At 37.9% G+C, this 15,150-nt stretch carries 14 protein-coding genes; 9 read left to right on the top strand and 5 right to left on the bottom strand.

The features are described from left to right. Positions 1-98: 98 nt before the first annotated feature. The 6 genes from AC4G3N_RS17995 to AC4G3N_RS17970 all read left to right on the top strand — a co-directional run bounded on the left by AC4G3N_RS17995 (position 99) and on the right by AC4G3N_RS17970 (position 4,503). Positions 99-404, top strand: coding sequence for an iron-sulfur cluster assembly accessory protein (locus tag AC4G3N_RS17995; protein WP_066102565.1), 306 nt, complete (start codon positions 99-101; stop codon positions 402-404). A gap of 119 nt (positions 405-523) precedes the next feature. Next, positions 524-1,033, top strand: a complete 510-nt coding sequence (locus AC4G3N_RS17990) for a DUF3231 family protein (RefSeq protein WP_066102568.1) — start codon at positions 524-526, stop codon at positions 1,031-1,033. Positions 1,034-1,063: 30 nt separating this feature from the next. Next, a complete protein-coding gene (locus AC4G3N_RS17985; protein ID WP_066102570.1) occupies positions 1,064-1,921 on the top strand; it encodes a manganese catalase family protein in 858 nt (285 codons plus the stop codon). A 150-nt stretch (positions 1,922-2,071) separates the two neighbouring features. Continuing rightward, on the top strand, positions 2,072-2,608 hold the full coding sequence (locus AC4G3N_RS17980; RefSeq protein WP_140462293.1) for a hypothetical protein: 537 nt from the start codon (positions 2,072-2,074) through the stop codon (positions 2,606-2,608). Between the two features lie 12 nt (positions 2,609-2,620). Continuing rightward, on the top strand, positions 2,621-3,523 hold the full coding sequence (locus tag AC4G3N_RS17975) for an ABC transporter permease subunit (protein WP_139892861.1): 903 nt from the start codon (positions 2,621-2,623) through the stop codon (positions 3,521-3,523). Further along, positions 3,520-4,503 (top strand): ABC transporter permease, encoded by a 984-nt coding sequence (locus AC4G3N_RS17970; RefSeq protein WP_066102578.1) that lies wholly within the window; start codon positions 3,520-3,522, stop codon positions 4,501-4,503. Before AC4G3N_RS17975 ends, AC4G3N_RS17970 begins: the two co-directional genes overlap by 4 nt. A gap of 56 nt (positions 4,504-4,559) precedes the next feature. Here the strand turns inward: AC4G3N_RS17970 and AC4G3N_RS17965 are convergent, their stop codons facing one another. Continuing rightward, positions 4,560-5,465: an AEC family transporter gene (locus tag AC4G3N_RS17965; protein ID WP_490553610.1), complete on the bottom strand. Its 906-nt coding sequence runs from the start codon at positions 5,463-5,465 to the stop codon at positions 4,560-4,562. Positions 5,466-5,725: 260 nt separating this feature from the next. After that, positions 5,726-6,262 (bottom strand): GNAT family N-acetyltransferase, encoded by a 537-nt coding sequence (locus AC4G3N_RS17960; protein WP_066102583.1) that lies wholly within the window; start codon positions 6,260-6,262, stop codon positions 5,726-5,728. A 137-nt stretch (positions 6,263-6,399) separates the two neighbouring features. On the opposite strand from AC4G3N_RS17960, the gene AC4G3N_RS17955 reads away from it, so the two are divergent. Continuing rightward, on the top strand, positions 6,400-7,080 hold the full coding sequence (locus AC4G3N_RS17955; protein WP_066102587.1) for an N-acetylmannosamine-6-phosphate 2-epimerase: 681 nt from the start codon (positions 6,400-6,402) through the stop codon (positions 7,078-7,080). Between the two features lie 25 nt (positions 7,081-7,105). On the opposite strand, the gene manA is transcribed toward AC4G3N_RS17955, so the two are convergent. Together manA and AC4G3N_RS17945 are read right to left on the bottom strand one after the other, a co-directional pair. Continuing rightward, positions 7,106-8,053 (bottom strand): mannose-6-phosphate isomerase, class I, encoded by a 948-nt coding sequence (gene manA / locus AC4G3N_RS17950; RefSeq protein ID WP_066102591.1) that lies wholly within the window; start codon positions 8,051-8,053, stop codon positions 7,106-7,108. A gap of 175 nt (positions 8,054-8,228) precedes the next feature. After that, a complete protein-coding gene (locus AC4G3N_RS17945; protein ID WP_066102594.1) occupies positions 8,229-8,795 on the bottom strand; it encodes a superoxide dismutase family protein in 567 nt (188 codons plus the stop codon). A 479-nt stretch (positions 8,796-9,274) separates the two neighbouring features. On the opposite strand from AC4G3N_RS17945, the gene AC4G3N_RS17940 reads away from it, so the two are divergent. After that, a complete protein-coding gene (locus AC4G3N_RS17940) occupies positions 9,275-10,537 on the top strand; it encodes a cation:dicarboxylate symporter family transporter (protein WP_066102597.1) in 1,263 nt (420 codons plus the stop codon). A gap of 444 nt (positions 10,538-10,981) precedes the next feature. Further along, complete coding sequence (locus AC4G3N_RS17935) at positions 10,982-12,976, top strand: M14 family zinc carboxypeptidase (protein WP_491090899.1); 1,995 nt, start codon at positions 10,982-10,984, stop codon at positions 12,974-12,976. A gap of 95 nt (positions 12,977-13,071) precedes the next feature. On the opposite strand, the gene AC4G3N_RS17930 is transcribed toward AC4G3N_RS17935, so the two are convergent. Beyond that, on the bottom strand, positions 13,072-14,796 hold the full coding sequence (locus AC4G3N_RS17930) for an ABC transporter ATP-binding protein (RefSeq protein ID WP_139892857.1): 1,725 nt from the start codon (positions 14,794-14,796) through the stop codon (positions 13,072-13,074). Positions 14,797-15,150: the final 354 nt, after the last annotated feature.

Genomic DNA, 15,150 nt, shown 5'->3' with positions numbered 1-15,150 from the left:
ATAAAACTAGTTTTATGGTTATATTATACTTCATTATTTTAATAATGGAAATTTTTAAGTTACACTTATAAGAGATCTAGTAGATTGGAGGAGATAGAATGAATTGTAAAATAAATCGGAATGCCGCCAAAGAATTAAAAAAATTATTGAGTACAGAGGAAGCCGACGGGAAAATGATTCGTGTAGTGATTTCCCATATGCATGGCGACCATGCTCACTATGATATTGAATTGAGTACACCAACTGAGCATGACGAAATTGTTAAGACTGATAAGGATATTGATGTCTTGCTTGATAAGCGAGAAGAATTCCTGGATGGAGTGTGGATTAAGTACTTCCATCTACCTGAACCAGGTTTTGAAATAACAAACCCTCATAAAGGCGGACATGGACACCATCATTAAAATATTCAATGTAGAGGCAGCCGTTCAATCGGTTGCCTCTTTTACGTATAATTGGTAGTTAATTGGTTCATATTAACAGATGAGTTCTTCAAATTTAAATATAAGGAGTCGACTGATTAATGGGCATTTTAAGTGGAAATCCGCAAAAAGAACCAATGCATTATGGTGAGGTATTTGCTGTATGGTCACAATTAATGGGTGCACAGGCCATGATTCCTGGCTTTCAAACCCTTAAAAACCATACTGGTGATGATGATTTAAAAGATTTATTAGATGACATGATCGCCAATGCTAGATCAGATGTAAAACAACTGCAGGAATTACTAAAACATAATGGTATTGCTCTGCCGCCTGCACCACCTGAAAAACCGGAAAGCCAAATCGAGGCTATTCCTCCTGGTGCACGGTTTACAGATCAAGAGGTTTCTGGACTTGTATCGGCTGATATTGCTGCTGGACTCGTTGCCTGTGCTCAGGCAATGGCTCAATGTATTCGTGAAGACATCGGCTTAATGTTTGGACAATTCCATATGAAAAAGGCACAATTCGGGGCCGCATTATTAAAAATAAACAAAGAAAAAGGCTGGTTAGTTCCGCCTCCTCTTCATGTTGTAACGACAACTGACTAATAAATTCATTAAGAAAGAAGAGAAGCCTGCATGTATTATTACAAAGAAGAGCTAATCAATATAATTAAACCAGATAAGCCAGATCCTGCTGCTGCTAAAGTCTTACAGGAGACCTTAGGCGGTCAATTTGGTGAAATGCGCACAATGATGCAATTTTTCTTTCAGAGTAACAATTTCAGGGGCAAAGACACTCAGTATAAGGATTTGCTTCGAGGGATCTTTTTAGAAGAAATCAGTCATGTCGAGCTTGTTCAGAACACCATTAATCAACTATTAAATGATTCTGGCCTTTCTTCACAACCTGGTGATGGTGGCTCAGATGGAGCTCCTCTAGATGAAGCAATCAAACATGCCAATCCACACCATTATATTATGGGAGCTCAGTCATCTCTTCCAGTAGATGCAGGCGGCAATCCATGGAATGGCTCATGGGTTTATGACCATGGTAATTTAATTGCTAATCTGCTGAATAATTTGATGCTCGAATCAACAGGTGTACTTCAGAAAACAAGAATATATGAAATGAGTAATAATCAAACGTTTCGTGAGACTCTCGGGTTTTTAATTGTCCGGGATAATGCTCATCAAAATGCTTTTGCTAAAGCACTTGAAACCTTAGGTGTGGATTGGGGCAAAATTTTCCCTGTTCCAAATTATGATATAAATAAATATCCTGAATGCAAAAAGTTCGTGGATATGGGCTTCCATAATGCTCAGTTTAACTTCCGATTAGATCCAACTAGAATCGCCGAAGTTTTCCAGGGACAAACACCGAGCAGAAACGGTGGAACCTTGTCAGTCACTCCTCCACCGCAAGGATTCCCTGTTCCACAGCTACCGGAAATGCCAAACGAGCACGCTCCAGGGATAAGCGATTTAAATAGATAAAAGGAATGCAGCTTCCAAATGGAAGCTGTATTTTTTTAATCAATCGATTAATTAAAAATTCCAAATATTTTGTTTACATATTGATTAATCTTTGGATAGAATGAACATTATAGTGCCAACATACCGGGATAAAAAGGGGGGTAGATTGAGATGCTTAAGAAGTGGGTTATGGGAGTTTTCATAATTTCCCTATTCTGCAGTTTAATAGGATGCAGAGGCCAATTGAGACAGGATGTTTTAATTATGGGATCAATAAAGGAATATAGTGATAGAAGTGTTATTTTATCACTTTCAAGTACACTTCATGAAAATTCTATTCTCCATGTGACCTTAAAAGAAAACGGCAGTGACCAAATCGCATGGGAAGGTGAAACAAAAGTCAAAGAAGACGGCTACATAAAATATGAATTCAAACGCCCTAAAATTTCAGAGCAGTATAAACTTGAAGTCCTCTTTGTACCTGATAAACAACCCGCTTCTGTAAAAGAGATATATGGAGAATCTGGAGAGTATATCAGAGAAGACAGTCTGGGATACAGGTCTTATACATATGACGGAAAAAAAGTGGACGGGATTGTTATGTATGGAATTTTGACAACCTTTGATAAAGAAACAGATGGCAAAAGCCAACACAAGTCATGGGAGTTGGTCTCAGATTTTGCCAATATAGAAAGCATGTTGGAGTAGGTGAATATACATATGAAACAGTTTAAAAAAATTTCTGCCCATTTATTAGATTTTATATTAACCATTCTGGCTATAAACCTTATTATTCTTTTTTTTAGTTCTTTATGGGTATGGAATAATGCAGATCCATCCATTAGCTGGTGGAAGGCTTTCTCAAACCAGGCCAAGGATATTTATGAGGCATTTTTATTTATCGATCAAATTCAAATCATGGTAGACTATAGTTTTTCTCAAGGAATACCGAAATTTTCACTGTTCTGGGTCAGTCTCAAAGACCCGTTTATTTATTCACTTCTTATTTTAGGAGGCACTTTACTAGCAACATTTATTGCCGCTCTATTATTTGAAGTATTCCATTACTTTTCACCAAGAATCCTTCAGAATTTTTTTCGTGAAATTGCCTTCTTTATTCAGTCTATCCCAGATGTCATCATGATCTTCGCGATTCAATTATTTTCAATATGGATTTTCAAAAAAACAGGCTTGCTCATTCTGGATCCCGTTGCTTTAGGAGAAGATCATGTCTACCTTCTACCTATTATCGCTCTATCTATCTTGCCGATTTTTATGCTATTCCAAATGATTGATTTATCTGTCAGTGAAGAGCAACAAAAGATGTATGTGGAATATGCTTATGCAAAGGGCTTGTCCAAAAGAGAGATATTTTTCAAACATATCCTTCGCAACACGACAATCACTATTTTTTCAAATCTGCAATATCTACTGTGGTTCATCATCTCAAGCCTGCTCATTCTGGAGCGCTTATTAAATATGGATGGACTATTCTCCTTTATAAACGGGCTGGACATCAAGTTTATAGCTGTAGGATTGACCTTCTTATTTATCCCCTTCTATTTATTAGATATATGGGGGAAAACGATTGTAAAACGAGTGATGGGCGGTGAACACGGATGATAAAAAAATTACTTAAAAATCCTTCTTTTATGATTGGTTTTCTATTTTTATTCATCCTTATTGTAACCAGCCTTCTCTATCCCGCTTGGATTAAACCGCATCTCGAGCCTCCGCCTGAGCTTATTTATGAAGATGGAAAACTTGTTGATCAACCGGCTTATCCACCAAGCTTAACGCATCCCTTCGGTGTAGACAGACTTGGTCAGGATACATTTTGGAACGTAATTGAAGGAGCTAAATATACATTATTCATTGCTGTATTAATTGGACTTTTGCGGATGTTTTTAGGAATGGGAAGTGGAATCTTATATGGATTGTATCATCAGCGTTTCAACTGGGTAATAGAACCTTTGACTCGAGCATTTCGTTTTATTCCAACCATATTGATTGCCATGATGTTTTTTATATCTGAAAGTGGAATAGATGTGATTTTTCAGCAATGCTTAATGCTTTCATTGATTACCTTTCTTCCTTTAACCTCCGTAATAGGAGATGAACTTCGGTATTACTTAAAAAATGAATTCATCGATGCATCCCGTCTGTTGGGAGGATCTAAATGGTGGATTGTAAAGGTCCATATTAGGCATCATTTAAGATCAAGGTTGATTGTCATTTTTCTTCAGCAAATCGCCCAATCATTAGTGCTGCTAGTTCAGCTAGGCGCTTTTATGTGCGTGATTGGGGGTTATGAAACAATAGACCTTAGTGCTCCAATGAGTGATCCTTATAATGTTGCCACCTCTCTTTCACATGAATGGTCCGGGATGATCGGTCTCTCCTATCATGAACTGCGTTACAATAAATGGATTGTCCTTGGCCCATCACTTGGTTTTATACTTAGCTTGTTTTCTCTGAACCTCATGCTGAGAGGAATTCAAAGCGTGCTGGCAGACCGCTCTCTTATCCACAAAACAAAGGAGCAGGCTCATCCGGTAAAAATCGAGCAAGATGGCTTCCAACTGGTAACCCCCATCAATTAATATAGATGTAAAGGCCCCCTTTTTCACATAGCTGAAAAAGGGGTTTTCTATTGTACTTATAAAATAAACAGGGAAAATAAATACATTAAGATCATGCTGATGAGGATACATAAATTTGAGACCGTACCTATCATCATTGTCGTTCGATATTTAAATTCATGGGCATACGGTATAACAGCGAGGCCAATTGGCAGGACTAAACCGAGTAGTATCGTGTATTTAAACATATCATCAACTGGAAGAACAAAATATAATGAAATACCGACCAGCAATGCAAAGCCATATCGGAATGATAAGTATTTTATAATTGGGCGTATATACTGTTTTTCAAAAGAAAATTTCAAATATATTCCGAGCAGCAATAAGGCCAGTGGCATATTCGCTTTAGATATGATTGTTGCTACTTCTAAAAGCGCCGATGGAAGCTGGATATGACCAAAATTCAAGATACTCATAACAATGTATGTCATTAAAGGAATGGACTTACCAAATTTCATAAGGATGGCGCGCCCCTCCAGCTTCATTCCATTTTCAGAAAAATAACTTCCTACTATATAGGCCAATCCAAATACAATAAAAGAATTACCAACATCAAACATACCAAAATACAGTAATCCCTCTGTGCCCCAAAAGGCCTCAACAAGCGGAAAGGCGAACAGTCCGACATTATATCCTGAGGCAAGCATCATAAAAGTTCCTTTAATCTCACGTGTCTCATTCCTAAACACAAAATAGGCCACTATTGTAGAAAGAATCCCGTAAAGAATAACAATAAGAGTGATTCCCAATAAAGATACCGTTATAGTGGAGGTTTGCAGGGATACAATGACTAGGGATGGCAAGGTGATGTTAAAGATGATTCTCGAAATTACCTCTCCATCAGATTCCTTTAGAATTCCAGTCCTTTTTAGAAGGTAACCGAGTGCAATAATGATGACAATATATAAAAATTCCTGATTCAACGAGTTCCCTCCTTTACACTATTATTAATTCTATCACTACTATTCTTACAAAAAAGAATGCCCCTCAATTCCACCCGTTTCCACGAAACGGGAATCTTTTCCATACGGCGGTTTCACTAGATAGTATGTACATTAGCTTATCTCGTAGGTATGGATAATTTGTTCCAAGCACACTTATTGCAAGTAATATTCGAAAAAGATGTTTATCATCTTCTTGATATATTTTTTATCCATATCTAAAAAGGCAGTCAACAGGACCGCTATTTTTTACATTGAAAATGAGAAAACACTAAGTTCCACCCCTCCTGATCCTCAGCGTTTCTGATGACCGGCTTAAACCCGAGTTTAAGATAAATATGGATAGCAGTCAGACTCGTTGTCTGGGTTTTCAGATAGGCTTCATTATGGAAAGAGCTCAGAATTTCGAGTGCCTTTATTACAAGGGGTTTACCTAATTTCCTTCCCTGATATTCAGGCAGTATTTCAACCCAATGTAGCCTGCCAGTTTGTTTACCGTTAAAATCGCCAAACCAGGCAGCAGCGGTTCCCACCGGTTTTCCTTCGTCTGTCTCAAGAATGATTACCCTTTTTTTCGCCTCTATCCTATATGGCATAAATTCAGACTCAAACCGTTTCAGAGCGGATTTCATATTGGTAAACTCCTTTGTAGCCGTATTGATTTCAGCCCAATATTGTTCATCACCTTCTCTGAACAGTCGAAAATTAAAACCGCTTGGTAAGATAGCTTCTGGTATATCTCTTAATGTAGCACTCATATAAAGTGAAATATTTTTCATACAAAATCAACTCCTCTCTCAACAGATTACAACGCAGGATAATATTTAATTAATTATCCTAAACATGATTAGCTCAACTGTGTAAAATAGAATTGGATAGTAACTCGTATATTTATTACAGGAGGTCTTGATTACATATGTTACAGGCTATCAAAGGACGTTTAGTCGTTTCATGCCAAGCACTTGAAGATGAACCGCTGCACAGCCCAATGATTATGGGGAAAATGGCGCTTGCTGCCATGCAGGGGGGTGCTGGCGGAATACGCGCCAACTCACATGATGACATCGTTGCAATCAAACAGGAGGTCCCCTTACCTGTTATAGGAATTGTGAAGCGTGAATATCCTGATTCACCTGTCTATATCACTCCGACGCTCCGAGAGGTAAGCGATATTGTATCTGCCGGAGCAGATATGATCGCGATGGATGCAACTTATCGTCCCAGACCATCTAATGTGGAACTTGAATTTTTTGTCCAATCTCTTCGCCTGCACTTCCCTAATCAATTACTTATGGCTGACATCTCCACTCTGGGCGAAGCAATTGAAGCAGAACGAATTGGATTTGATTGTATATCAACCACACTAGTTGGTTATACACCTTATTCAAAGGGGAAATTCATTTATAATGATGACTTCAAATTATTGCGGGATCTTGTATCAACCGTCAAAATCCCAGTCATTGCAGAAGGAAATATTCTAACTCCTGAAATGGCTAAGCGCTGTTTAGAGGTTGGTGCCCATTCTGTTGTTGTAGGCGGTGCAATAACAAGACCTCAGCAAATCACAAAGCGATTCACAGAAAAAATGAAAGCGTAAGAGGATATTCCCCTTACGCTTCTCTTTATGGATGTGACACAATCAAGGAAAGATTCCCCTCAAGTTCAAAATTACCTGTACCCGATGGAAGAATAAAGTGAGCACCTTTTTCTAACGGATAAGTCTCCTCATTCATTCTAAGAGCCCCTTCTCCATCAATAACACTAAAAAGCATAAAGGGCTGATTCTGGTCAAATGAAGATAATCCACTAATATCCCATTTATAAACTGAGAAAAACTCCGTTTCCACAAACGTAGTCAATTCTGCCCCTGGCAATACGGTCTTGGAAACCTGCACTTCTGCATCCTGATGCGGCACCATACTCACATCAATTGATTTTTCAATATGCAACTCTCGTTTTTGTCCGTTTTGGTCCGTGCGGTCGTAGTCATATACACGGTAGGTTGTATCTGAGCTCTGCTGTGTTTCAAGTACAAGCGTCCCTTCACATAAAGCATGGACCGTTCCACTTGGAACATAGAAGAAATCTCCTGGCTTTATGGAAACGCGACGCAGTAAATGATTCCACTCGCCCTTCTCAATCATGGAAGCAAACTCTTCCTTGGATTGCGCGGTATGCCCGTAAATCATTTCAGCGCCATCCTTACAATCAATGATATACCAGCATTCTGTTTTGCCAAGTTCACCATTTTCATGAATGTTTGCATATTCATCATTCGGATGAACCTGCACGGATAAATCTGCATTGGCATCTAATATTTTTGTTAACAGAGGGAACACATTCCCTTCCATCTCACCAAATAAATGGCGTTCCTCATTCCACAATTCGATTAAAGTCTTGCCTGCATAAGGGCCATTTTCGATAATGGACGGGCCGTTTTTATGACCGGATATCGCCCAGCATTCACCTGTATGTTCAGATGGAATCTCATAGCCAAATTTAGTTTTCAGCTCTGTTCCACCCCAAATTCTCTCCTGAAAGACAGGTTTTAAAAAAAGAGGTTCTGTCATTGATGTAATACCTCCAATACGGGATTAATATGTATATTATTTACTATAATTCAAGAGAGAACCCCTGTCTAATCTCTTTTTTATAAAAAATTACTGGTTAAAAAGAAAAGCTGAACCAGTACGATTCAGCCTACCTGATATTTCTCTCCTTATGACACTCTTCCTATGATTCATTTTATTTTACGACTCCGCACGCCAACCGATCACCGGCATCGCCTGTTGGCTGAGTTTTTCCGTCATCTGGATTTTCATGTATAATCAAGGCGGTTCCATCAGAATCTACTAAAGCAGCATCGGCCCCTTTAGATAGTGACACATTTTCTGCGTTTACCGTCACATTAACGGACCCATCCTCACCCACTTCCAAATTAGGAAGATCGCCGGCATGCGGACCATCCTCGTGCTCCATGCCATGCTTCGCATCAGTTGGATTAAAATGACTGCCTGCAGTCTCAAAACTAGGTGCCTCACACTTTCCTGTTTCATGAAAATGGAATCCATGCAGTCCTGGCGGCAGTCCATCTGCTTTCAGTTCTATCACTACTCCCTTCGCTACCTCACTAAGCTCTGCTGTTCCAATATTCTCTTCTTTATTATTGTATATATCTATCACTTTACTCTCTACCTTATCCGAGCCACTATTCTTTGTATCATTCGTTGTTTGCTCGGCTACGTCTTTATTGCAGGCTACCAATAAAATTAGTATGAACAGTACGAAGAACATCCCTTTTTTCTTTAACATAGATCGCTTCCTCCTTTTGTATCTCCATACCATCCATTCCCAAAAATAAACAATTATTTTTAAAAATGTGTCCTAAGTCCTGAAAACAACTGTTAAATAACATTGATGTATATATTTTCTTGTACAGTTCTGTAATGAAGTCTACCCTTACCTTTTAATTTACCAGTCCTAAATATACTATCTTAAATGCTCGGTTTCTCAAATTTCCTCTTTTCTGAACATTTGTGTTAAAATGTGTTTATTGTGCCATTAATACCCTTAGCTGTTAAATTTGCCTCTCCGTGGTAATACCTCTATTGTTTTGTTAATTCTGTCTAAAAGGATTTAGTTAGTTTATTACATAGCTAACTACTCATATTTCTTGCTCTCTCTTTCTATCCGCACTCTTTTAATATTCCTCTTTATGATAGATAGGAAGTAAGAATTTCAACACGAAACGCTTTTATCCTAAAAAACATCCAAAGAAGGGAGCTAACTATATGAAAACATCTAAACTTAAATTTTCATTAGCTACTCAAATTTTAATCGGCTTAGTATTAGGAATTATTGTTGGTGCAATTTTTTATGAGAACACAACTGCACAAACGTACCTACAGCCGCTTGGAGATATTTTCCTCAATTTAATTAAAATGATTGTCGTACCTATCATTATCTCAAGTATTATTGTTGCTATAGCTGGCGTTGGAGACATAAAAGCAGTCGGGAAACTTGGTGGTAAATCGTTACTTTACTTTGTATGTGTAACTATGGTAGCCATTGTTGTCGGACTAGTATCCGCAAATATTTTCCAGCCCGGAAAAGGCGTAAACATGGAAAATTTGGAGCAAACGGATATATCCAGCTATGTTGGGTCTGCTGAAGCTAAGGAAGATCAATCTATTATTGATATGATCGTTCATATTGTCCCAGCCAACCCATTTGAAGCATTTGTTACAACAGATATGCTTGCTATTATCTTCTTCTCTGTCCTTTTTGGACTTGGTGTTGCTGCTGTAGGTGATAAAGCAAAGCCTGTTTATAACTTCTTTGATGGCGTGGCCCAGATTATGTTTTATATAACTAACCTCATTATGAAATTTGCACCGATTGGTGTATTTGGATTAATTGGTGTTACAATTTCTAAATTTGGATTGGAATCTCTTATCCCCTTAGGTAAGTTAGTTATAACGGTCTATGGAACGATGATTTTCTTTGTGATCATTATTTTAGGATTAATTGCCAAGGCAGTCGGCTACAGTATTTTCAGATTGTTTAAAGTGTTAAAAGCCGAACTAATCCTTGCTTTCTCTACAGCAAGCTCTGAAGCCGTTTTACCTAGAATCATGGATAAGATGGAACAAGAGGGCTGTCCAAAGCATATTGCTACCTTTGTTATTCCAACAGGTTATTCCTTTAACCTGGATGGTTCTACTCTTTATCAAGCCTTAGCAGCACTGTTTATTGCACAAATGTACAATATTGATTTATCCATAATGGAGCAAGTAACTCTAATGCTTGTGTTAATGATTACCTCTAAAGGTATAGCAGGCGTACCCGGAGTCTCCTTCGTTGTCTTATTAGCTACCCTAGGTACTGTAGGTATTCCAGTTGAAGGTTTAGCGTTCATCGCTGGTATTGACCGTATCCTTGATATGGGTAGAACGGTTGTAAACGTACTGGGTAATGCTCTTGCATCAGTGGTAATCTCAAAATCAGAAAAAGCATTCTCCCCTCCTGCTGAATCACAGCAAGAAGCAATTTAATAGAATAAGTTGAAACAGCCTGGACTGATTAAACGTCCAGGCTGTTTTTTGGAGTTCATAAACTGAAACTGCTGTTAAAATTGGTATAGACAGAATAGCCAAATCCGCACCTCCAAAGATTCACTATAAATGAGAGTATATCTACCCTGCAAATGGCGGAAGCAAAACTTCTTGTTTATAAATCTACTGGATAAAAAATCCCCCCAACAATGTCTCTATACCTCTCTATATAAAAATGAATAGGAATTTACTGTATCCATTGTCTTATTCTTTCTAACAGTGATATTGACCTATAAAATTTAGTAGCTAGACAACAAACTCTAGGTATCCCTCCAAAATAACCAAATTTTCGACAATCCTATATCTTAAAGTTCTGCTAACTAAGTAAATATAATATACTTATAGATGGTTAATGATTACAAAACTAGAAAGGGTTGGGGATATTTGAAAAGAATAAGTCAGTTAATTGTCATGATGCTAGTACTCTCACTTTTGATTCAGCTACCCGGGGAAACGAAAGCTGCTTCGAAAACGATTGTCAATCCGAATAAGACGTATACATACACACAAATGGGGAAAGACATTACAACCTTAAAGAAAGCTTACCCGGATTTGGTACAAGTAAAGACAATTGGTGCATCTGAATACGGCAGAAAAATATATGCTGTAGGTCTTGGAAAGGGAAGTACCAATGTTTTTATCAATGGTTCCCATCATGCTCGTGAATGGCTGACGACCAGCTTAAATATGTACATGATTGAAAATTATGCAGCGGCCTATAAGGGCAATAAAAAAATCAGCGGATACAACGCAAAAAGTCTTCTTAATTCCTCCACTATTTGGTTTGTTCCAATGGTGAATCCTGATGGAGTAACTCTTCAGCAACAAGGTTTAAAGGCATTTCCTAAGAGCACTCATAAAGCAATTATCAAAATGAATAATGGAAGCAAAAACTTTAAACGATGGAAGGCAAATGCCAAAGGGATTGATTTAAATAGACAATATAAGGCAGATTGGGGTAAAATCAAAAACTCTCCGAAATCTCCAAGCTACAAGAACTATAAAGGGAAAGCACCTGAATCAGCGAAGGAAGTAAAGGCTGTTGTAAAATTTGTTAATCAAATTAATCCAGAAATGACTGTTGCCTATCATAGCAGCGGCCGTATTCTGTATTGGAATTATAAACAAAGTAAAACCAATTATAATAGAGATCATGTATACGCTAAGAAGATTGGCAAAATGACAGGCTACTCATTGGTATATCCAGGAAAAAACCCTTCGGGCGGTGGATTTTCGGATTGGTTTATCAGTACTAAAAAAAGGCCTAGCTTTACACCTGAGATTGGGAAACCTGCAGGTGAAACAAACCTACCCGTGTCACAGTTTTCTCAGATTTGGAAAGAAAATCAGGGAGTAGGCCTATACGTTGCACAGGAGAGCATAAAGCTAAAAGACGCACGGGATAAAAAGTCGGCAGCCACATTGAAAAAAGACTCCGCTGCTAAATTAAAAACGGCTAAGAAACTCGAAAAATACTATTATACTGACATTAAGAGTACCTCTAACCTAAAAATAACAGACGCTCACCAGAAGCTCTATAATACAGTGACAAAGGATATTAAAGCCCTGCAATCTAAAGTAAATAAACTGCCAAGCAAGCATACGAAATCAATTAAGGCAGATATCACCGCCATGAAAACATATACATCACGTTCATTGACCTTTATGAATGCGGTCAAATATGGATCCACTCTTCAAACTGCTGACAAAGCAGTAGTCAAAATGATAAATGATGGTATAGTAAGCTCAAAATTACCTGATTCACATAAAAAATTAAACCAAACTATTACGCAAATGCAGAAAAAAGTGACCCCGCTTTATGGCAAAGGTGCTCGTACTCTGTTTACACAGAAATATGTTACACCAGCAAAACGTACGGCTGAAGACACTAAATATGATGTGGAACGCTATAACTTACTCGTTTTAATAGAAGGACAAGTGAAGGAAAATAAGTTTACGGACGCCCAAAAGAACTTAAACAAGCTGCCTGCACTTGAGAAAAAATCCATAGATTTAAAGAAAAAGAATCTAAGTAAGTACCCAACTTATATGAAATGGGAAAATAACTTTAAAGTTAAAATAGCTGAATTACAGAAAGAAGTAACAGACGCTCTCACCAAGGCAGAAGAAGCTGCCAAAAAAGCTGAAGATCAAAAAAGAATGGAACAAGAAAAAGAGAAGGCTGCAAAAGAGTTAAAAGAGCAGCAAGCCAAAGAGAATGAAAAAGCCAAACAACAAGTGAGAGAAAAACAAAAAGCTAATCAATTAAACAACGAAAAGAACAGATCATCATTTGACCAACAGAAGCCTGCCCAACCGAACTCTAAACCAAACTCACCGCACAATGGTGGCACTCCAAGGCAGATTGTAAACAACTAATAATACAAAAAAACAGGTAGCTGTCTGAACAAAGCTCCCGATTGTTAAACAATTGGAGACGCCGTTCATCTTCTACCTGTTTTTTTAATGTTTTATCAAACAGTCTCTTTCCCAAATTGAATTCTATGCAGGTTTGCAAATATCCCATTTTGATTCAGCAATTCTTCATATGACCCATCTTCAGCTATCCCATCCTCAGTTACAACAATCAGACGGTCGGCATTACGAATGGTTGCCAGGCGATGTGCGATTACTAACGTAGTACGGTTCGCTGCCAATTCATTTAACGATTGCTGAATGATTCTTTCCGTTTCCGTATCTAAGGCAGATGTAGCCTCATCTAAAATAAGGATTGGCGGATTTTTCAAAAACATACGTGCAATTGCAAGCCTCTGTTTCTGCCCTCCAGATAACTTCAACCCCCGCTCGCCAATCTGCGTATAGTATCCATCCGGCAGCTGTTCAATCATCTTTTCCAAATGAGCTTTTCGGGCCGCTTCTACAATTTCCTCAAATGAGGCATCCAGTTTCCCATAAGCAATATTCTCGCGAATGGTTCCTGTGAATAAAAAAACATCCTGCTGTACAATTCCAATATGTTTACGGAGTGACTCAGTTGTCATATCGCGAATGTCCATTCCATCTATTTTAATAGACCCTGCATCCACGTCATAAAAACGTGGGATAAGTGAGCATATCGTGGTTTTTCCGGCACCGGATGGACCAACAAATGCAGTTGTTTCTCCTGCCTTTAAATCAAGATTGACATCGTGTAAGACTGGTTTGGATTCATCATAGCTGAAATCAACATGACTGAAGGAAATATCCCCCTTCAAACCACTTACTGAGATGGCATTTTCTTTATTTTGTATATCTGGCTCCTGTTCAATAAGCTCGCGAAAACGCTTGAAGCCTGCCATTCCTTTTGGATATAGCTCAAGCAGTGCACTGATTTTATCAACAGGCTTAATTAATACATTCGTATATAATACGAAGCTTATCAACTCTCCATAAGATAATGTTCCATTAAAGCTGAGCCAGGCTCCTACTACAAGAACCAACAATGTCAGCATCCTTGTTATCATATAAATAGAAGAATGTGTCCACGACATCACCTTGTATGCAACAAGCTTGGCAGAACGGAATAACCTGTTATTCAATTCAAAGCGATCCATTTCAAACGCTTCATTAGTAAACGATTGAACAACGCGCACACCTGCTACACTGTCTTCCACCCGAGCATTTACATCAGCAATACTTCCGTACATATTCTTCCATGCTGCGTTCATTTTCATATTGCTGAATGTCACCAGCCATATTAAAAATGGAATTAGAATAACCGCCACGATCGCTAAAGTAGGATTAATATTAAACATGATGGCAAAGGCACCGAAGAATGTCATAATTGCGATGAAAAGATCCTCAGGTCCATGGTGGGCAAATTCACCAATATCAAATAAATCATTTGTCACTCGGCTCATTATGTGGCCGGTTTTTGTGTTGTCAAAAAATCGAAATGATTGCCGCTGAACGTGATTAAAGAGCTCCTGTCGCATGTCTGTTTCAATATTTATTCCTAGCTTATGCCCCAAATAGTTCACAATAAATTGCAGGAATGTACTCAGTAAATAAACAGCTAATAATAAAATGCTGACCGTCACGACCATGCTCCAATTTCCTGTCGGCAGCAATTCATCAACAAACCATTGGACTGCCATCGGAAAAGCCAACTCCAGCAACGCAACTATAATGGCACTAGTAAAGTCAATCAAAAATAGCCGCTTATGCGGTTTATAATATGAAAAAAATTTCCCCAGCATCCTTTTATTCCTCTCTTTTCTAGTCTCAACTCATCCATTATATCAATATCTCTCAAATATAAATGCGAATTCTGTTTTAAAAAGGAATAGATTTACTTATTCTTCAATACAATTCGAATATCCTATAACTCTCAATCTTTTAAATACACTTTTAAATTAATAAAATAGTTCAAAGCATATTGGTATAAACATAGAAATTTATGAACCGAATTGTTGACTCTATTAGGCTTACAGACTTACTAATACATTTCAATTTCCTCAAAAAGGATTCTTTTTTTCAACTATTTACAAACACGTTACATTTGAATTAAAGACTCAATTTAGCGTTTTTACTATACTCACGTTGGAAATATA

It is taken from the genome of Bacillus sp. z50, assembly GCF_058313585.1.
This window is presented reverse-complemented; position numbering and strand designations above follow the sequence as displayed.

Coding starts and splice junctions, on each gene's coding strand:
- AC4G3N_RS17995 (WP_066102565.1), top strand. CDS start 99: ATGAATTGTAAAATAAATCGGAATGCCGCCAAAGAATTAAAAAAATTA.
- AC4G3N_RS17990 (WP_066102568.1), top strand. CDS start 524: ATGGGCATTTTAAGTGGAAATCCGCAAAAAGAACCAATGCATTATGGT.
- AC4G3N_RS17985 (WP_066102570.1), top strand. CDS start 1,064: ATGTATTATTACAAAGAAGAGCTAATCAATATAATTAAACCAGATAAG.
- AC4G3N_RS17980 (WP_140462293.1), top strand. CDS start 2,072: ATGCTTAAGAAGTGGGTTATGGGAGTTTTCATAATTTCCCTATTCTGC.
- AC4G3N_RS17975 (WP_139892861.1), top strand. CDS start 2,621: ATGAAACAGTTTAAAAAAATTTCTGCCCATTTATTAGATTTTATATTA.
- AC4G3N_RS17970 (WP_066102578.1), top strand. CDS start 3,520: ATGATAAAAAAATTACTTAAAAATCCTTCTTTTATGATTGGTTTTCTA.
- AC4G3N_RS17960 (WP_066102583.1), bottom strand. CDS start 6,262: ATGAAAAATATTTCACTTTATATGAGTGCTACATTAAGAGATATACCA.
- AC4G3N_RS17955 (WP_066102587.1), top strand. CDS start 6,400: ATGTTACAGGCTATCAAAGGACGTTTAGTCGTTTCATGCCAAGCACTT.
- manA (WP_066102591.1), bottom strand. CDS start 8,053: ATGACAGAACCTCTTTTTTTAAAACCTGTCTTTCAGGAGAGAATTTGG.
- AC4G3N_RS17945 (WP_066102594.1), bottom strand. CDS start 8,795: ATGTTAAAGAAAAAAGGGATGTTCTTCGTACTGTTCATACTAATTTTA.
- AC4G3N_RS17940 (WP_066102597.1), top strand. CDS start 9,275: ATGAAAACATCTAAACTTAAATTTTCATTAGCTACTCAAATTTTAATC.
- AC4G3N_RS17930 (WP_139892857.1), bottom strand. CDS start 14,796: ATGCTGGGGAAATTTTTTTCATATTATAAACCGCATAAGCGGCTATTT.